This is a genomic window from Saccharopolyspora sp. ID03-671, assembly GCF_045278815.1.
In the GTDB taxonomy this organism is placed as follows: domain Bacteria; phylum Actinomycetota; class Actinomycetes; order Mycobacteriales; family Pseudonocardiaceae; genus Saccharopolyspora; species Saccharopolyspora ipomoeae.
On sequence record NZ_CP134054.1, the window covers coordinates 3,884,636 to 3,903,722 of the forward strand.

At 70.6% G+C, this 19,087-nt stretch carries 14 protein-coding genes; 10 read left to right on the forward strand and 4 right to left on the reverse strand.

What is annotated here, in order from left to right; translation table 11 throughout:
• Positions 1-6: 6 nt before the first annotated feature.
• Both REH65_RS17810 and REH65_RS17815 read right to left on the reverse strand, forming a co-directional pair.
• The gene (locus REH65_RS17810; protein ID WP_406688383.1) at positions 7-843 is read right to left on the reverse strand and encodes a MaoC/PaaZ C-terminal domain-containing protein; all 837 of its coding nucleotides are present in this window, start codon (positions 841-843) and stop codon (positions 7-9) included.
• A 14-nt stretch (positions 844-857) separates the two neighbouring features.
• Positions 858-2,189, reverse strand: coding sequence for a 3-oxoacyl-ACP reductase (locus tag REH65_RS17815; RefSeq protein ID WP_406688384.1), 1,332 nt, complete (start codon positions 2,187-2,189; stop codon positions 858-860).
• 126 nt (positions 2,190-2,315) lie between these two features.
• On the opposite strand from REH65_RS17815, the gene REH65_RS17820 reads away from it, so the two are divergent.
• Positions 2,316-3,593, forward strand: a complete 1,278-nt coding sequence (locus REH65_RS17820; RefSeq protein WP_406688385.1) for an acetyl-CoA C-acetyltransferase — start codon at positions 2,316-2,318, stop codon at positions 3,591-3,593.
• A 291-nt stretch (positions 3,594-3,884) separates the two neighbouring features.
• Complete coding sequence (locus REH65_RS17825; RefSeq protein WP_406688386.1) at positions 3,885-5,075, forward strand: AAA family ATPase; 1,191 nt, start codon at positions 3,885-3,887, stop codon at positions 5,073-5,075.
• A 573-nt stretch (positions 5,076-5,648) separates the two neighbouring features.
• Here REH65_RS17825 and REH65_RS17830 read toward each other — a convergent pair.
• Positions 5,649-6,350 carry a phosphotransferase family protein gene (locus REH65_RS17830; protein ID WP_406688387.1) on the reverse strand — a complete coding sequence of 234 codons (702 nt, stop codon included), beginning with the start codon at positions 6,348-6,350 and terminating at the stop codon, positions 5,649-5,651.
• Complete coding sequence (locus tag REH65_RS17835; RefSeq protein WP_406688388.1) at positions 6,289-7,788, reverse strand: MFS transporter; 1,500 nt, start codon at positions 7,786-7,788, stop codon at positions 6,289-6,291. Before REH65_RS17835 ends, REH65_RS17830 begins: the two co-directional genes overlap by 62 nt.
• 73 nt (positions 7,789-7,861) lie before the next feature.
• Between REH65_RS17835 and REH65_RS17840 the strand changes: the two genes are divergently transcribed.
• The 8 genes from REH65_RS17840 to REH65_RS17875 all read left to right on the forward strand — a co-directional run bounded on the left by REH65_RS17840 (position 7,862) and on the right by REH65_RS17875 (position 19,025).
• Positions 7,862-8,773 (forward strand): LysR family transcriptional regulator, encoded by a 912-nt coding sequence (locus REH65_RS17840; protein WP_406688389.1) that lies wholly within the window; start codon positions 7,862-7,864, stop codon positions 8,771-8,773.
• A 173-nt stretch (positions 8,774-8,946) separates the two neighbouring features.
• The gene (locus REH65_RS17845) at positions 8,947-10,761 is read left to right on the forward strand and encodes an NHL domain-containing thioredoxin family protein (RefSeq protein WP_406693188.1); all 1,815 of its coding nucleotides are present in this window, start codon (positions 8,947-8,949) and stop codon (positions 10,759-10,761) included.
• Positions 10,762-10,957: 196 nt separating this feature from the next.
• Positions 10,958-11,278 carry a co-chaperone GroES gene (locus tag REH65_RS17850; protein WP_093419732.1) on the forward strand — a complete coding sequence of 107 codons (321 nt, stop codon included), beginning with the start codon at positions 10,958-10,960 and terminating at the stop codon, positions 11,276-11,278.
• Between the two features lie 73 nt (positions 11,279-11,351).
• The gene (locus REH65_RS17855; protein WP_406688390.1) at positions 11,352-13,538 is read left to right on the forward strand and encodes a VanW family protein; all 2,187 of its coding nucleotides are present in this window, start codon (positions 11,352-11,354) and stop codon (positions 13,536-13,538) included.
• A 558-nt stretch (positions 13,539-14,096) separates the two neighbouring features.
• Entirely contained in the window at positions 14,097-14,882 is a 786-nt protein-coding gene (locus REH65_RS17860; RefSeq protein WP_281457628.1) for a transporter substrate-binding domain-containing protein, read from the forward strand.
• A 142-nt stretch (positions 14,883-15,024) separates the two neighbouring features.
• Positions 15,025-15,822 (forward strand): amino acid ABC transporter permease, encoded by a 798-nt coding sequence (locus REH65_RS17865; protein ID WP_281457627.1) that lies wholly within the window; start codon positions 15,025-15,027, stop codon positions 15,820-15,822.
• Positions 15,819-16,571 carry an amino acid ABC transporter ATP-binding protein gene (locus REH65_RS17870; protein WP_406688391.1) on the forward strand — a complete coding sequence of 251 codons (753 nt, stop codon included), beginning with the start codon at positions 15,819-15,821 and terminating at the stop codon, positions 16,569-16,571. Before REH65_RS17865 ends, REH65_RS17870 begins: the two co-directional genes overlap by 4 nt.
• Positions 16,572-16,748: 177 nt before the next feature.
• Positions 16,749-19,025 (forward strand): oxidoreductase, encoded by a 2,277-nt coding sequence (locus tag REH65_RS17875; protein WP_406688392.1) that lies wholly within the window; start codon positions 16,749-16,751, stop codon positions 19,023-19,025.
• Positions 19,026-19,087: the final 62 nt, after the last annotated feature.

Here is a 19,087-nt window from a genome sequence, read left to right on the forward strand (position 1 = left end):
AGGTCGTCAGGCCGTGACGGAGCCCGTGAGGTGGGGTTTTCCGGAGCGGGAGTGGAGGGCGAAGTCCCAGCCCGCGGCGGTCCGGCGCATCGTGAAGTCGGCCTTCGACGGCAGCAGCAGCGGCTTGGCGAAGTCGACGTCCACGGTGAACGCCTCCGGCAGACGTCCCTCCAGGGCCGCGAGGCAGCGGGCCTTGGACCACATGCCGTGGGCGATCGCCTTCGGGAAGCCGAAGGCCTTCGCCGTCAGGGCGTGCAGGTGGATCGGGTTCCGGTCACCGGAGACCGCCGCGTACTCGCGGCCGAGACCCGCGGGCACCCGCCACGTTCCCGAGGCCGCGCCCGGCTCGATCTCCCGGCGCGGCTTCTGCGGCGCGCTCTCGTCCCGCTTGCCCACGCGCAGGTAGGTGGAGGTCTCCCGCCACACCACCTCGCCGTCGACGCTGGTCTCGGTGACCACGTCGAACTGCTTGCCCTTCGGGTGCGGTCGCAGGTCGGCGACCTTGACCACCTGGGTCAGCTCGTCGGTCACCAGCACCGGCCGGTCCTGCTGGATCCGGTTGGCCACGTGCACCAGTCCGACCAGCGGGAACGGGAACCCCTTGTCGGTCATCAGCTGCACCGACGCGGGGAACGACAGGATGTGGGGGTAGGTGATCGGCAGCTCGTCGCGCAGCCTGAACCCGCAGACCCGGTTGTACTCGGCCAGCTCCGCGGGATCGACGGTGATCCCGCGCCGCACGTACTCGGTCTCCGGCAGCTCCCCGCCGCGGCGGGTCGGGCCGGTCGCGGCGGCCTTGAGGTACAGCGGCCCCAGGCTGGGGGCGGTGGAAAGTTCCGGCATCGTCCCTCCAGACCTCAGGCGCCGAGCAGGCTCTGGCCGCAGACCCGGACCACGTTGCCGTTCACCCCGGCCGAGGCGGGGTTGGCGTACCAGGCGATGGTCTCGGCGACGTCGATCGGCTTGCCGCCCTGCGACATGCTGTTCATCCGGCGGCCGGCCTCCCGCACGAACAGCGGGATCGCGGCGGTCATCTTGGTCTCGATGAAGCCCGGCGCGACGGCGTTGATGGTGGCGCCCTTCTTCGCGGCCAGCGGCGCGGTGGACTGCACGTGCCCGATCACGCCCGCCTTGGACGCGGCGTAGTTGCCCTGGCCGACGTTGCCGGCGATGCCGCTCATCGACGACACGCAGATGATCCGGCCGCCCGCGCGCAGCGGCGAGTCCTCGCTCAGCAGCTTCTCGTCGATCCGCTCCTGCGAGGTCAGGTTCACCGCGAGCACCGAGTCCCACTGGGCCTCGCTCATCCGGCCGATCGTCTTGTCGCGGGTGATGCCCGCGTTGTGCACCACGACGTCGAGGCCGTCGTACCGCTCGCTGAAGTGCTCGGCGAGCTTGGCGGGGGCGTCCTCGGCGGTGATGTCGAGCTGCAGCGTCGAGCCGCCGATGCGGTTGGCGACCTCGGCGAGCTCGCCGCCCTGGGCGGGCACGTCCAGGCAGACCACGTGCGCGCCGTCGCGGGCCAGGGTCTCGGCGATGGCCGCGCCGATGCCCCGGGAAGCGCCGGTGACCAGCGCGATCTTGTCCTGCAGCGGGCGGTCCTGAGCGATCTCCGGCACGTCGGCCTGGCCGATGCGCACGACCTGGCCGGACACGTAGGCGGACTTGCCGGACAGCAGGAACCGCAGCGTGGAGTCGGTGGCCTTCTCGGCGCCCTCGGCGACGTAGACCAGCTGCGAGGTGGCGCCGCGCTTGAGCTCCTTGCCCGCGGTGCGGGTGAAGCCCTCCAGCGCGCGCTGCGCGGTGGCCGCGCGCGGGTCGGACAGGCTCTCGGGCTGGGTGCCGAGCACGATCAGCCGGCCGCAGCGGTCGATCTGGCGGATGGCGGGGCCGAAGAAGTCGTACAGCTCGCGCAGGCCCTGGCTGGAGGTGATGCCGGTGGCGTCGAAGACCAGCGCGGCGTAGCGCTCGTCGTCGGCGCGCTCCTTGCGCACGTCGGCGCCGACGTCCTGCAGCGTCGCGTTGACCGAGTCGGCGAGCCTGCCCGAACCGCCGAGCAGCACCGGCCCGGCGATCAGCGGCTCGCCCGGCGTGAAGCGGCGCAGCGGCGTCGGGTCGGGCAACCCCAGCTTCTTGACGAGCTGGCGCCCGAACGCGGACTGGGTGAACTGCTGGTATCGATCGGACATCTCTGGACACTCCCGAGGAGGCGGTTCATGAGGGTTCGGACACGAAGTCGCACGGTCACTCGACGGCTAACTTACCCGCGGGTAGGTTAGATTGGCCAGGAACGAACCAGCAACGAGGGAGTAGGTATGGCCACCGTTCGGCGAGTCGCGATCCTCGGCGGCAATCGGATCCCGTTCGCGCGATCCGGCGGTCCCTTCGCTCGCGCTTCCAACCAGGACATGCTCACCGCCGCGCTCGACGGGCTCGTCGCCCGCTTCGGGCTGGCCGACAAGACCGTCGACGAGTTCGTCGCCGGCGCCGTGCTCAAGCACAGCCGCGACTTCAACCTCGCGCGGGAGACGGTGCTGGGCTCCCAGCTCGACCCGCGCACCCCCGCCCACGACGTGCAGATGGCGTGCGCGACCGGCCTGGAGGCCGTCGTCTCGGTCGCCAACAAGATCGCGCTCGGCCAGATCGAGGTCGGCATCGGCGGCGGCGTCGACTCCGCCAGCGACGCACCGATCGCCGTCAACGACGACTTCCGCCGGGTGCTGCTCAAGGCCAACCACGCCAAGACCACCGGCGCCAAGATCAAGGCGCTGACCGGGGCGCGGCCGCAGCACGTCGTGCCGGAGATCCCGCAGAACTCCGAGCCGCGCACCGGCCTGTCCATGGGTGAGCACGCCGCCAAGACCGCGCTGGCCTGGGAGATCACCCGCGAGGCCCAGGACGAGCTGGCCGCCCGCAGCCACCACCGGCTCGCCGCCGCCTACGACCGCGGCTTCTTCGACGACCTGATCACCTCGTTCCAGGGCCTGGCCAAGGACCAGAACCTGCGCGCGGACAGCTCCGTGGAGAAGCTCGCGAAGCTCAAGCCGGTGTTCGGCAAGGGCGAGGGCGCGACCATGACCGCGGGCAACTCGACCCCGCTGACCGACGGCGCCTCCACGGTGCTGCTGGCCAGCGAGGAGTGGGCCAAGGCCAACAACATCCCGGTGCTGGCCTACCTGTCGGACATCGCCCCGGCCGCCGTCGACCACGTCAGCGGCGACGAGGGTCTGCTGATGGCCCCGGCCTACGCGGTCCCGAAGCTGCTGGACCGCAACGGCCTGCAGCTGGGCGACTTCGACTTCTACGAGATCCACGAGGCGTTCGCCTCGCAGGTGCTGGCGACGCTGAAGGCCTGGCAGGACCCGGAGTTCTGCAAGAACCGGCTCGGCCGCGACAAGGTCCTCGGCGACATCAACACGGCGAAGCTCAACGTCAACGGCTCCTCGCTGGCCGCGGGCCACCCGTTCGCCGCCACCGGCGGCCGCATCGTCGCGACCCTGGCCAAGCTCCTCGCCGAGAAGGGCGAGGGCAAGGGCCTGGTCTCGATCTGCGCCGCAGGCGGCCAGGGCCTCACCGCGATCATCGAGCGCTGACCCGCTCCCGCGAAAGCCCCACCCCCCCGCGAAAGCCCCGGTGCCCCCATCACCGGGGCTTTCGCACGTCCATCCCCGTTGATACGCCTCTCTAGCGAATCTCCTAGAAACTCCGATACACCCCGAGGGAGGCGGATTGCGGCCGTGTTCGGGGACCCGATTGCGGCCGTGTTCCGGGGTCGGATTGCGGCCGTAATCCGGTCGCCCCGCGCGGACGGGGGTCAACACGCGATACCGGGATCTCGCCAAGTATCGAATCTGCGCTAGAGACGCGGATACAGTCCGAGGGTTATGGACCCGGTCCGCAACCCCTTCGCCCCCGGCGCCGGACAGCGACCGCCGGAGCTGGCCGGACGCACCCGCGAGCTGGACGCCTTCGAGGTCGTGCTGGAACGCGTCGCCCGAGGCCGTCCGGAGCGGAGCCTGGTGCTCACCGGACTCCGCGGCGTCGGCAAGACGGTCCTGCTCGGCGAGCTGCGCTCGATGGCGGTCCGCCGCGGCTGGGGCGCGGGCAAGGTCGAGGCCCGTCCGGAGGCCGGACTGCGGCGTCCGCTGTCCGCGGCGCTGCACCGCGCGATCCGCGACCTGGCCGTCCGGCACCGAGCGCCGGACCGGGTCGAGGAGGTCCTGGCCGTGCTCAAGGCCTTCGCGCTCAAGGTGAACCCCAACGACGCGAAGCTGCGCGACCGCTGGCAGCCCGGCATCGACGTGCCCGCGGCGGTCGGCCGGGCGGACTCCGGCGACATCGAGATCGACCTGGTGGAGCTGTTCACCGAGGTCGCGGACCTGGCCGCCGACGTCGGCACGGGCATCGCGCTGCTGCTCGACGAGATGCAGGACGTGCAGGCCGAGGACGTCTCGGCGCTGTGCGCGGCGTGCCACGAGCTGTCCCAGTCGGGCGCTCCGCTGGTGGTCGTCGGCGCGGGCCTGCCGCACGTGCCCGCGGTGCTGTCGGCCAGCAAGTCCTACTCGGAGCGGCTGTTCCGCTACGTCCGCATCGACCGGCTGGACCGCTCCGACGCCGACCGCGCGGTGATCGCGCCGATCGAGCGGGAGGAAGCCGAGATCACCCCGGACGCGCTCGACACGCTGTTCACCGTCTCCGGCGGGTACCCGTACTTCGTGCAGGCGTACGGCAAGGCGACCTGGGACGCGGCCGTGCGCACCGAGATCGCCGAGGAGGACGTCCGGCTCGCGGCGCCCGAGGCGGAGTCGGAGCTGGCGGTCGGGTTCTTCGGCTCCCGCTACGAGCGCGCCACCCCGGCCGAGCGCGAGTACCTGCGCGCGATGGCCGAGCTGGTGGAGGGCAAGGACGAACCCGCCCCCACGGCCAAGATCGCCGAGTACCTGGAGCGCCGCCCCTCCTCGCTCTCACCGGCCCGCGACGCGCTGATCAAGAAGGGCCTCGTCTACTCCGGCGAACGCGGCCAGATCGCGTTCACGGTCCCCCACTTCGGCCGCTACCTGCTGACCCAGGACTGAGGAGGGGACAGTTTTAGCCATAACTGTCCGGACAAAAAGGACATCGATCATGGGTGATTATGGCTAAAACTGTCCACTGCCCCGACCCGCTACCGCTCGATTCCGTTCTCTACCGGTGTATAGCGCAAGATCTAGAGCCCCGTATACGGGGCGATGCGGGGTGTCGGCGGGGGCGGTGAGATCGACACGGGTCGTGGGGGTGCGGCCGCGAAGGGTCGCCGGTACAGGTGATTCGAAGTGACCTAAGACACACTGCGGGAGGTGTGTAACGAACGCTGGGTGGGTGTCGATATTCCTGATGACCCCGCGGTGCTGTCGGACCCCCGACCTGGCAGCATCGCGGGGCTTTCCAATTTCCGGGCCTCGTTCCCGCAGTTCCAGGCCGCCCTGAGTTCCAGGCCGCGCAGCGCCTGATCAGCCCTGCATCTCGTCCAGCACGAGGACCCCGTCATCCCCAGCAGGTGCGCCGGACCTCCGCCGGATCGTTCTGGTCCGGGTGCTCCGCCCAGAGCGGGAAGCTCGTCGAACAGCTCGCTCCGCCCCGAACCGCCGCGCGACCACCGGGCGGCCGGTTCAGCTGGTCAGTCCTCCGGCGAACGGCATCTCCCGCCACTGCTCGATCGCGGGTTTCAGGGCGTCGGCGAGCATCGGCAGCTGCGGTACCAGCGCCAGGCACGACAGCGACCGCAGCATGCCGACGGCGTTGACGAACCGCAGCACCCGTTCGTCCAGCTCCCGCAGGCCGAGCGCGCGGGCGCGGGCGTCGTAGGAGGCTTCGCACTCCGGTCCGAACGCCGCCAGGTCCCATTCCGGCGGGCCCAGAGCGACCAGCTCGAAGTCCGCGTAGAGCTCGCCGTTCGGGGTCGGCGCGATGTTGAACGGCGGGGCGTCGCCGTGGATCGGCTGCAGGTCGACGCCGAACTCCGCCTGGAACGCCGAGCGCGAGCGCACCAGCGGTTCCAGCACCGCCCACTCCCGACGGGCGCGGTCGAGATCGGCCGGATCCACCTCGCCGCCGAGGTCCTCCAGGGAATCGGTGATCATCTGCGGTTCGGCCGCCGACAGGAACGGCAGCTCGCCGGGATACCCGCGCAACGCGCGGTGCATGTCGGCGACCAGGCCGGCGTTGCGCGCGTAGTCGGGTTCGACGGCCTCCAGGATCTCGGTGAACTGCCAGAACGTCATCGAGAACCCGTCGCGCAGAACCGGTTCCCTAGGCACCAGCGGGCTCGGTGGGATCACCGGATGCCCCTGCTCGGCCAGCCACGCCACCACGTCGAGCTCCGTCCGCTGGCGCGCCGCCAGGGCGGTGACGTCGCTGCTCCGGGGCAGCACCACCGGCACCCGCACGACCACCGGCGCCGGTGCGAGGTGGACGACGACGGAGAACAGGTCGTGCAGCACCGTCGCCCCGCTCACGTCGAGGCCGAGGTCCCGGCCTGCGGCCACCGCCGCGTTCAGCGCTCGTGAAGTGCGATCCGATTCGTCCGCTCGCATTCCGCTGATGGTGCCGGGTGGCGTTGACCGGGGCGAGCGATTTTCCGAACACCGCCGTCAGCAGCACGAACGCGGCCGCCACGGCCGTCACCCACGACATCGCGGTCTCCAGCGGGTACCCGAGCGTGATGAGTCCGACCGCGATCGCCGGGCACCCGGCCCCGAGGTAGAAGGCGAGGTAGAGCGCCCCGGTGATCGCACCCCGCCGACCCGCGGGGGCGGCGGACTCCACGGCCCCGGCGGCACCGCCGTAGGCGAGCCCGTGCCCGATCCCGGCCGCGACGGCCGCGATCGCCGTGACCACCATCGACCCACCGCTGGTCAGGGCCAGCAGGACGAGGCTCGCGAACAGCGCGACCAGCCCGTGCCCCTGCGCCCGCACCGCCCCGAGACGCGACACCAGAGGTTGAGCGGCGACCGAGCAGATCAGCACGGACCCCACCACGCAGCCCGACACGGCCAGGTCGGTGTTCCCGGCCCGGTCGAGCAGCACCGGGATCAACGAGAGGAACAACCCCACCGCGGTCCAGGCCGAGAACCCGCTCGCGGCCGAGAACCAGAAGACCCGACGCACCCCCACCGGAAGCCCCAACCGCACCACGCCGGACAGGAGCCTCGCGTCGAGAACCCCTGCACTCGCCGCGCGAGAACCGCGGTTCTCGACGCGAGGAGCGGTCAGGGCGGAGACGCGGAGCCAGGCGTAGCCGAGGAGGGCGAGGTGGAGGAGGTACGGGAGGACGTAGGGGGCCGGGGCGTGCTGGGCGAGGACGCCGCCCGCGATGGGGCCCGCGGCGGTGCCCGCGACGAAGGCGGTGCTGGCGAGGAAGGCGCCTCGGCGGGAGTTCTCGCTGATCAGCACGCCTGCGGCGCCGGTGGCCGCGCCGAGCGCGATGCCCTGGGCCGCTCGGCCGGCCACCAGCCACAGCGGGCCGGAGGCGAGGGCGAAGCAGAGCGAGGCCACCGCGCCCGCGACGAGGCTCGCGCGCAGCACCGAACGCGGGCCCACGACGTCGGTGACCGGCCCCAGGAGTACCAGTGCGGGCGCGCTGACCAGGGCGAACGTGGCGTAGATCAGGGTCGTGGTCAGGTCGTTGAACCCGAAGTCGTGCTGGTAACCGGGCAGCAGCGGACTCGGGAGGTAGGCGCCGACGGTGAGGACGACGAGGACGTAGAGGCCGGTGCGGACCGAGCTAGCGGGGGACGCCGAGGGGATCACGGTCTCCAGGTTGCCGACGAAAACCGCTGAAGAAAATCAGACGTTCCTTCATCAGATCGTGCAAAATGGTTGCATGATCGATCCTCGGCTCAAGGTGCTGCAGATGGTGTCCCACCACGGCACCGTCACCGCCGCCGCGGCGGCCCTGAACTACACGCCGTCGGCGGTGTCGTACCAGCTGCGCCAGCTCGCCGACGAGCTCGGGGCCGAGCTGATCGCGCAGTCCGGGCGCGGCGTCAAGCTCACCGCCGCAGCGCGGACCGTGCTGCGGCACGCCGAGCTGCTGCACGCCCAGGTCGAGCGCGCCTACGCCGAGCTCGCCGCCGCGGCGGACGAGCCCAGCGGCCCGTTCACGCTGTGCGGCTTCTCCACCGCCGCCACCCACCTGCTCCCGCCCGCCGCGGCCGCGCTGCGCGAGCACTACCCGCAGGTCCGGGTCCGGGTGATCGAAGCCGAACCCGCTCGCTGCTTCGACCTGCTGCTGGCGGGTGAGGCCGACTTGGCGCTGGTGATCAACACCGCGGACCTGCCGCCGTCCGCGGATGAGCGCTTCGACCAGCAACACCTCGTCGACGATCCGCTGGACCTGGTCGTGCCCGCCGGGCACCGGCTCGCCGAGCGCTCCCGCGTCTCGCTCGCCGACGTCGCCGACGAGCAGTGGATCGTCGGCCGCCCGGGCAGCACGTACCACGAGCTGGTCCGCGCGGCCTGCACGTCAGCAGGCTTCAGCCCGAACATCGCCCACTACGCCGACGAGTGGGACACCGGAACGGCCCTGGTCGCGCACCACTTCGGGATCATCCTGGTCCCGCGCCTCGCCCGCCTCCACGACTGGCCGGTCGTGCGCATCCCGCTGCGCGGTGAACCCGCCCCGGCCCGCCGCATCCTCGCCGCCACCCGCCTCGGAGGCGCCCGGCACCCGGTCGTCGAAACGGCCCTCACCACCCTCACCACCACGGCCGCAACCCTCCTCCCGCCCCCGTGACCGGTGCGGGGGTTCCCGATTTCAATGGAAATCGGGGACCCGACTTCCATTGAAATCGCGAGCCTCCGAGGGCCGGGTGGTCGACGTCATGAACCCCACCACCTCCGGGAACACGGGATGGTGGCGTGTTGTTGACTCTTAGTGTGAGTGAGCAGCAGAAACGTCGAGGTCGGGTGCGGGCCGCTGAGCTCGTGGGGCGGCAGTGGTTGAACACCGGGGGGAAGGAGCTCCGGCTCCAGGACTTCCGCGGGAAGGTCGTGATCCTCGACTTCTGGACCTTCTGCTGCATCAACTGCCTGCACGTGATCGACGAGCTCCGGCCGCTGGAAGCCGAGTTCGCGGACGAGGTCGTGACCGTCGGGGTGCACTCGCCGAAGTTCGAGCACGAGGCCGACCCGGACGCGCTGATCGCGGCCGTCGAGCGCTACGCCGTGCACCACCCGGTCCTCGACGACCCGGAGCTGACGACCTGGCAGAACTACGCGGTGAAGGCCTGGCCGACGCTGGTCGTCGTCGACCCCGAGGGCTACGTCGTGCACGTCGCCGCAGGTGAGGGGCACGTCGAGGCGCTGCGCAGCGTGATCACCGAGGTCATCGCCGAGCACGACGCCAAGGGCACGCTGCACCGCGGCGACGGTCCCTACGTTCCGCCGCCCGCGCCGGAGACGACGCTGCGGTTCCCCGGCAAGGTCGTCGCGCTGGACGACGGGAACCTGCTGGTCTCGGACTCGGCGAACCACTCGCTGGTGGAGTTCGAACCCGACGGCGAGACCGTGGTGCGCCGCATCGGCACCGGTGAGCGCGGTCGCGCCGACGGCACCGAACCGACCTTCGCCGAACCCGCCGGTCTCGCGCTGCTGCCCACCGAGCTCGCCGCCGAGGTCGGCTACGACGTGGTCGTCGCCGACACCGTCAACCACCTGCTGCGCGGCCTGCGGCTCGCCGACGGGCACGTCACCACGCTGGCCGGAACCGGTGAGCAGTGGCGCGACGGCTCCGACAGCGGGCCCGCGCTGGAAACGCCGCTGACCAGCCCGTGGGACGTCGCCTGGTGGGAACCCGCCGGGGGCGTGGTGATCGCGATGGCCGGCAACCACACGCTCGGCCTGTTCGACCCCCGCACCGGCCAGGTCCGCCGGTTCGCGGGCACCACCGTCGAAGGACTCCGCGACGGTGCCGCCGACCAGGCGTTCTTCGCCCAGACGTCCGGTCTCGCCGACGGCGGCGACCGGCTGTGGCTGGCCGACTCCGAGACCTCCGCGCTGCGCTGGGTCGAGGCCGACGGCGCCGGGTTCGCGCTGCGCACAGCGGTGGGCACCGGCCTGTTCGACTTCGGCCACGCCGACGGCCCCGCCGAGAAGGCGCTGCTGCAGCACCCGCTGGGCGTGGCGGTGCTGCCGGACGGCTCGGTCGCGATCTGCGACACCTACAACGGCGCGATCCGCCGCTACGAGCCCGGCACCGGCGAGGTGTCCACGCTGGCCACCGACCTCGCCGAGCCCTCGGGCGCGACCGTCGTCGACGGCGAGCTCGTCGTGGTCGCCTCCGCCTCCCACCGGCTGGAGCGCCCGGTCCCGCCGGGCCTGGCCGCGAAGCTGATCGAGGGCGCGTCGCAGCAGGTCAAGCGGCCCTCCACGGAGATCGGGTCGGGCGAGGTGGAGCTCGCGGTGGTGTTCACGCCGCCGCCCGGCACCAAGCTCGACGAGCGCTACGGGCCGTCCACCCGCCTGGAGATCACCTCGACGCCGGAGGACCTGCTGGTCGAGGGCGCGGGCGTGGGCACCGACCTGACCCGCCGCCTGGTGCTGGCCGAGGGCGTCGAGCACGGCGTCCTGCACGTGGTCGCCCAGGCCGCCAGCTGCGATGACGACGACGAGATCGAGCACCCCGCCTGCCGTCTGACCAGGCAGGACTGGGGCGTGCCGGTGACGATCTCGGCGACCGGCCCCGGTCGGCTACCGCTGGTGATGGGCGGTCTGGACGCCTGATCCGGCGAATCGAGACCGTACTGGTACCGATCGCGCAAAAGCCCAGGTCGTGACGATGCGGACGGGGCCGGTCCCGCTTGGGGTCGGCCCCGTCGTCGCGCGCTGCCCTGCGACATCGCGAATCACGTGGTCAACGCGGTGTTTCGAGGGCCCCCTGGCGCCCGGGTCACCCGGTGGGGGCAAGTAAACTTTTCGGGTGACCGATGCCAAGCTCGAAATCCAGATGCTGCACGACAGGGTCATGGTGCGCATCGCCGCGGAGTCCGGCGAACGCCGCAGCAGCGGCGGCATCGTGATTCCGGCGACCGCGCAGATGGCCAAGCGGCTGATCTGGGGTGAGGTCTTCGGCGTGGGCAGTCACGTGCGGACCGTCAAGGTGGGCGACCAGGTGCTGTTCAACCCCGATGAGCAGTTCGAGGTCGAAGTCCAGGGACAGGCGTACCTGGTGATGCGGGAACGGGACCTGCACGCGGTGGCCACCGAGCAGACCGATCAGGGCACGGGCCTGTACCTGTAGCCGGACCCCCGGCGAGCGCGGGCGCGCGCCTCACAACGCCCCCACCGCAGGACCGACAGGAGAAGGGGAAGCGGTGCCGGAAAACCACGAGAAGTCCAGTGGTGCGGATCCGTCGACCGAACGGCTGCGCACCGACCCGGACCAGCAGAACGCGTCGGACGTCGAGACCACGCAGGCCTGGCCGGTCCAGGACCCCGAGGCAACGCCGGACGCGGCGTCGACCGGGTCGGCCCCGACGGAGTCCGTGAAGCCGGAGGCCTCGGCGCCCAAGGAGTCCGACGCCGAGCGGACCCAGCAGATCGCGGCGCTGCCCGCCGACTTCAGCGGGTTCCCCATCGGCGAGACCCAGACGATCCCGGCCGTCGGTGCTCACCAGCCCCCGGCCCACCAAGATCACCAACCGACGGCCCAGCAGCCCGCTGCTCAGCAGCCGACCGTCCAGCACGGGGCCCCGGCCGCGACGCAGACCGCGATGTTCGGCGGCGGTGGTGTCGCGGGCACCGACCTCGGCTGGAACTCCTCCGACGAGCCCCGGCCCGTCGACGAGAAGCGGCAGAAGCTGCTCAAGGGCGGGCTGATCGCCGGTGCCGCGGCCGCGGCGTTAGCCCTGATCTACGTCGGTGACCTGCTTTTCACCAGCGGATCGCTGCCGCGCGGCACGGTCGTCGCCGGCGTCGACGTCGGCACGCTCGAACCGGCCGCCGCCGAGAGCAAGCTCCGCGACGAGCTCGAACCCGGTCTCGACAAGCCGGTGCGGCTGCAGGTCGGCGACCGCGGCGCCACCGTCAAGCCCGACGAGGTCGGCCTGCGGATGGACTGGGCCGCGACCGTGAAGAAGGCCGACGAGCAGCCGCTGAACCCGTTCACCCGGATCGGCTCGCTGTTCAGCACCCACGACGTCACCCCGGTCAGCACCAGCGACCGCGAGCAGCTGGTCGCCGCGCTGCAGGAGGTCAGCCCGCAGCTGGGGCTGGAGCCCACCGACGGCAACATCCGCTTCGAGGGCACCACGCCCGTCGCGGTGAACCCGGTTCCGGGGCAGAACCTCGACGTCCAGCACGCGGCCAACGAGATCCAGGCGCACTGGGCCGAGGGACGTCCGATCCCGCTGCCGGTCACGCAGCTGCCGGTGAGCACCACTCGCGAGGGCGTGCAGAAGGCGCTGCACGAGATCGCCGAGCCCGCCGTGTCCGGCCCGGTGACCGTGCGCGGTCAGGGCAAGGACGCGACGCTGGAGCCGGAGGCGATCGCCCGGGCGCTGCGCTTCACCCCCGACGGGCGGGGCGGTCTCAAGGCCGAGCTCGACGGTCCGACGCTGGTCGGAGCCCTCGAACCGCAGCTGCGCGAGACGATGAAGCCCGGCAAGGACGCCGAGATCAAGCTGGAGAACGGCGCCCCGGTCGTGCACCCGTCCGAGGACGGTGTCGGCGTGGACTGGGAGAAGAGCCTGGCGCCGATGCTGGAGACGGTGCAGAAGCCGCAGCAGCGCTCGGTGCAGGCGGTCTACATGCCGGCTCCGGCGCAGTTCACCACCGATCAGGCCAACCAGCTGGGCATTCGCGAGGTCGTGGGCGAGTTCCAGACCGGCGGTTTCGAACCGGCTTCGGGCGTGAACATCCGCCGGGTCGCCGAGCAGGTCAACGGCGCGATCCTGCGCCCGGGCGAGACGTTCAGCCTCAACGGCTACACGGGTCCGCGCGGTGTGCCGCAGGGCTACGTCGAGTCGGGGATCATCGAGGACGGCCACCCGGGCAAGGCCGTGGGCGGCGGCATCTCGCAGTTCGCGACGACGCTGTACAACGCCTCGTACTTCGCGGGCATGAAGGACGTCGAGCACAAGGCGCACAGCTACTACATCAGCCGCTACCCGGCGGGTCGCGAGGCGACGGTGTTCCAGTCGCCGAGCGGGCAGAGCCTCATCGACGTGAAGTTCAAGAACGTCGCCAAGAGCGGCATCATGATCACCACGGAGTGGACGCCGTCGTCGATCACGGTGAAGCTGTGGGGCACCAAGCAGTTCGACGTGCAGTCGTCGACCGGTCCGCGCACCGAGCCGACGCCGCCGGTGGAGAAGCCCGGTCCGACCAACGGCCCGTGCAGCCCGAGCAAGGGCACGCCCGGCTTCACCGTCGTGGACACCCGCACCATCCGGGACATCACGACCGGCGAGGTCCGCACCGAGAACCAGAAGGTGAAGTACAACCCGCAGCCGATCATCCACTGCCCGCCCCCGCCTCAGGGACCGCAGGCGCCGCGCTGATCAGCTGAAAAACCCTCCCGCAGGGCCCTTCCCGTCTCCGGGGAGGGCCCTGCTCGCGTTGTGGGCACATGTCGACATCGCGGGCGTGGAGCTTTGTCGACATGTGCCCCGGGCGACAGTTTTAGCCATAATCACCCATGATCAATGTCCTTTTTGTCCGGACAATTATGGCTAAAACTGTCCACTGGTGGCGGACGACGGCATCGTGACCCCGGGTGATGGCCGGGTTCGGGTGCCGGCGGGAGCGGCTTGGTGACTGCAGGTGATGGGCGTGGGCGTCCCGGGGGCGTGGTGGTGGACACAGGGTGTGGGTTTGACCGGTGGGTTCTGGGGTGGACTGCGGGTGGCGGCCGGAAATCCTGTTGCGGTGGGGCTGCGGGCGCGTCAGGTTTGCCGTTCGATGTCCGGGAGGTTGATGTCGGTTTTCGACGAACTTGATGGATTCGCAACACGAGCTATTGGGTTTACGTCCGATCGAGTGGCACCATTCGAGCACCCGCGTTCTCACCTACTAGGAGTTACATCGTGGCGCGTCGCAGAACCCTCCGTGCGCTGGCAATGCTGCCTGCGCTGACCTTGGCTGTGGCAGTGACAGGTTGTGTCGAATCCACGACGAGCGGCGGAGGGCAGGGCGGCGGCGAACTGAGCCTCATCGCTCCCGGTTCGCTGACCACCTGCACCCACCTGCCCTACGAGCCGTTCCAGTTCCCGGGCGAAGGCGGCAAGATCGTCGGCTTCGACGTGGACCTGGTGGACCTGGTCGCGCGCGACCTCGGTGTGAAGCAGAACATCGTCGACGCGCCCTTCGACGAGGGCATCCAGTCGGGTGAGTCGCTCAACAGCGGGCAGTGCGACGTCGCGGCCGCCGCGATGACGATCACCGACTCCCGCAAGCAGAACCTCGACTTCTCCGACCCGTACTTCGACGCCGAGCAGGCGCTGATGGTCAAGAAGGGCTCGGGCATCACCGACCTCTCCCAGCTGCGCGGCAAGAAGCTGGGCGTGCAGGTCGGCACCACCGGCAAGGACTACGCCGAGGCGCACAAGGCCGAGTTCGGCTACGAGGTCGTGGACTTCGACGACCTGGCCCTGCAGCAGAACGGGGTGCAGATCAACCGGGTCGACGCCGCGATCAACGACAACGGCGTGCTCTACAGCTTCGCCAAGAACAACCAGGACGTCGAGGTCACCAAGGAGTTCGTGACCGGCGACAAGTACGGCATCGGCGTCCGCAAGGGCAACACCGCGCTGCTGACCAAGGTCAACGAGTCGCTGGCCAAGGCCAAGCAGTCCGGTGAGTACGACCGCATCTACGAGAAGTGGTTCGGCAAGAAGCCGGAGTGACCCGCTGATTCGTGCCTGATCGGGGCCGGCGTCGACCACGCCGGCCCCGAGCGGTGCTCGGGGCCGCGAACACCGTCGCGGTTCCCGCCGGATACATGGAGAGAAGTCGATGACAACCGAGATCGAGCGGCCCAAGGCAGGCATGGGCCGACGACAGCGGGCACGGCTCAACCTCGGCATCCAGTACGCGGTGCTGATCGTGGCCGTCGTGGCGCTGGTCTTCGTCGCGGACTGGGGCCAGATCGGCCGGGCGTTCTTCAACGTCGAGGTCGCCCGGGCCCAGTTCCCCGACGTGATCACGACCGCGCTGCTCAACACCGTCCTCTACACCGCGGTGGGCTTCGGGTTCGGCCTCGCGCTGGCGGTGCTGCTGGCGCTGATGAAGATGTCGCCGGTCGCCCCCTACCGGTGGCTCGCCACCGGCTACATCGAGCTGTTCCGCGGACTTCCCGCGCTGCTGGTGTTCATCGCGTTCGGCTACGGCCTGCCGATCGCGTTCGGCGTCAAGTTCACCAACCTCTCGACCGTGATGCTCAGCCTCGGTCTGGTCGGCGCCGCCTACATGGCCGAGACCATCCGCGCGGGCATCCAGGCCGTGCCGAAGGGGCAGGTCGAGGCGGCCCGCTCGCTGGGCATGTCGTCGAGCCGCACGATGATCACCGTGGTGCTGCCGCAGGCGTTCCGGATCATCCTGCCGCCGCTGACCAACGAGCTGATCCTGCTGACCAAGGACTCCTCGCTGATCTACCTGCTGGGCCTGTCGGTCGACCAGTACGAGCTGGCGAAGTTCGGTCGCGGCGCGCTGAACCAGTACCAGTCGCTGACGCCGATCCTGATCGCCGGTCTGTGCTACCTGATCATCACGATTCCGCTGTCGCGCGTCTCCGACCTGCTGGAGCGCAAGTTCGGCGGCGTCCGGACCAAGGAGGCCACCAAGTGAGCGACGTGATGATCGAGCTCTCCGGGCTGAGCAAGTCCTTCGGCTCGCTGGAAGTGCTGCGCGACATCGACCTCCAGGTCGAGCGCGGCGAGGTCGTCTGCGTGATCGGACCCTCCGGGTCCGGCAAGTCGACCCTGCTGCGCTGCGTGAACCTGCTGGAAGTGCCGTCGGCGGGCAAGGTCTCGGTCGACGGGACCGAGCTGACCGACCCGGACACCGACCTCGACGGCGCCCGCCGCCACGTCGGCATGGTGTTCCAGCAGTTCAACCTCTTCTCCCACCTGTCGGTGCTGGAGAACCTGACGGTGGCGCAGCGCAAGGTGCTGGGCCGCTCGAAGGAGGAGTCGGAGAAGGTCGCCAAGGAGAACCTCGACAAGGTCGGGTTGTCCGAGAAGGCCGACTCGATGCCGGCGCAGCTCTCCGGCGGTCAGCAGCAGCGGGTCGCGATCGCGCGGGCGCTGTCGATGAACCCGCACGTGATGCTCTTCGACGAGCCGACCTCCGCGCTGGACCCGGAGCTGGTCGGCGACGTGCTCGGCGTGATGCGCCAGCTCGCCGACGAGGGCATGACGATGCTGGTGGTCACCCACGAGATGCAGTTCGCCCGCGAGGTCGCCGACCGCGTCCTGTTCATGGACGGCGGCGGCATCATCGAGCAGGGCCCGCCCGCAGAGGTCATCGGCAACCCGAAGGAGGAGCGCACCCGCACCTTCCTCGCGCGCGTCCTCGACCCGATTCACACGAAGTGACGTCCCCGAACGGCCCCGGCGTGTCGAATTCCGACACGCCGGGGCCGTTTCACGTGGAACGGCAGCGCATCTACGCCATCCCGGTGTTTTCTGGGGCTGGGCGAAACCTCCGGTGGTGGTCGGGCGTCCTATTGGGTAGATGATCGACAACGTTTCACGGGGTTTCGGGGGCAACGGGTGCCGAGCGGCAGGGTGAAGGAGAACGGCAGCGGTCCGCAGACCGCGGCCGAGCGTCGGGTCGACGAGCTGCTGCGCAGCGGCAGGCCGGACACGCCGGAAGGCGCCCCGCTCGACGTGCACGCCGAGGATCACGAGACCGACCAGGAGATCCGCGGCGAGTTCCTCTCCCGGCGGCTGATCGAGTCGCCGGACGAGACGAGCCGCCGCCCGTTCGCCCGGCGCGCCCGGCAGCAGCCGGTGATCCTCATCCAGGACGCGGTGATCAGCGGCTGCCTCAACCTGCGCGCCGCCGAACTGCCCTACCTGCTGGAGTTCGTGCGCTGCCGGTTCCTCCACTCGCCCGACGTGCGGCAGGCCTCGATGGCGGGGCTGGTCCTGCGGGACTGCCTGCTGCCCGGGATGCAGGCGCGGAACCTGCGCACCACCAGCGACACCCACCTGCTGCACTGCACCAGCCGCGGCGGGGTCATCGATCTCGCCGACGCCGAGCTCGGCGGATCGCTGCTGCTCAACGACAGCGAACTGCACCACCCCGGGCACCGGGCCATCTACGCCGACCGGCTCACCGTGGCCGGGGCGATGCTCGGCATGCGGATGAGCGTCGCGGGCGAGATCCGCATCCCCGGCGCCAAGATCGGCGGCAACCTGACGCTGGCCGGGGCATCGCTGCGCAACCGGGGCCGGTTGGCGCTCAACGCCAACGGGATCCAGCTCGGCGGCTCGCTGCGCTGCGACGTCGACCCCAACACCGGGCGGTCGTTCACCGTCGCAGGGCTGGTGTTCATCCCGAGCGCGACGATCTCCGGCGACCTGCGGATGCGCGACGCCGTCCTGGAACCCGGGATGAGCCCGCCGCGCCGCGGTGAATCGCCCTACGACGACCCGACCAGCACGCTCATCGCCGACCGCAGCCACGTGCACGGCGACGTCGTGATGGACGAGAACTTCCGCAGCGGCGGCACGATCCGCATGGTCAGCGCCAGCATCGACGGCGACCTGCGGCTCTCCGGCGCGCAGATCGACCTCACCTGGGCGCAGTCCGCGCGGGCCGCCGTGGACCGCTCGCTGCGCGCGATCCACCTCGACGGCACCGAGATCCGCGGCAACCTCGCCGCAGGCCGGGCCGAGGTGTGGGGCGAGTGGCGGATGACCGACGTGCGGGTGCACGGCAGCTTCCAGCTCAACCGGGCGCGGCTGACCGGTGCGCGCACCGACGTGCTGCAGGCGAGCAGGGTGACCGTGGGCAGCAACTTCGACTGCCGGGAGGCCGACGTCACCGGTTCGGTGCAGCTGCAGGGCGCGTCGGTCGGCGCGAACCTCGACATGCGCTCCACCGAGCTCACCAAACCCGCCTGGCACCGGCACAAGCTGGCCTACAAGGCGTCGGTCGACCTGCGCGGCGCGCGGATCGCGCGAGACCTGGTGTGCGCATCGGGAGTTCGGCCGTTCGTCGCCGAGGGCGAGATCCAGCTGCGCCGCGCCGAGGTCGGCAGGCAGGCCAACTTCCACGGCGCGCGGCTCGGAGACGGGTTGAGCCGCAACGCCATCAACGGTTTCGGCATGGTCACCCAGGAGCTGACGCTCAGCGTCGAGGAGCCGCCGAAGGGCCGAATCCTGTTGCGGCAGGCCCAGTGCGAGCTGCTGGCCGACAACGCGGCGCTGTGGGAGGCCGGTGGGGGCGTCGACGTCGACGACTTCAGCTACGACAACTTCACCGACAGCGTCGAGCCCACCGACGTCGGCAAGGTCCAGGAGCGGCTGGCGTGGCTGCGCGCCAACTCCGGCGACCGCTACCAGCCCGGCCCGTACGACCAGCTCGCGAAGGTGTTCAGCAACAACGGGAACGAGGAGCACGCGGTCGCGGTGCTGATCGAGAAGCAGCGCCGCCGCTACAAGGCGATCGCGGCCTCCACCCGCGCGGCGTTCCGGCCGCCGGTGCGGTTGTGGAGCTTCCTGCAGCTCATCACGGTCAGCTACGGCTACCGCCCGCTGCGCGCGCTGATCTGGCTGGTGCTGCTGTCGGCGGCGGGCACCACGTGGTTCTCGACGCACGGTCCGCTGCAGCCGGTCAACGCGGAGGACCACCCGCACTGGAGCCCGCTGCTCTACACCGTCGACCAGCTGGTGCCGATCATCAACCTCGGCCACGACGTGATGTGGCGGACCTCGGGGACCTCGCAGTGGATCACGGTCGCGCTCATCGCGGCGGGCTGGGTGCTGGCGACCACCGTCGCCGCCGGCATCACCAGAGCGCTCCGCCGCGACATCCAGTGACCCGGGGCCTCGACGCCTCCGCGCCCTGACGAACTTCCCGCGGAGTTCGAAAAGCCCGCCCC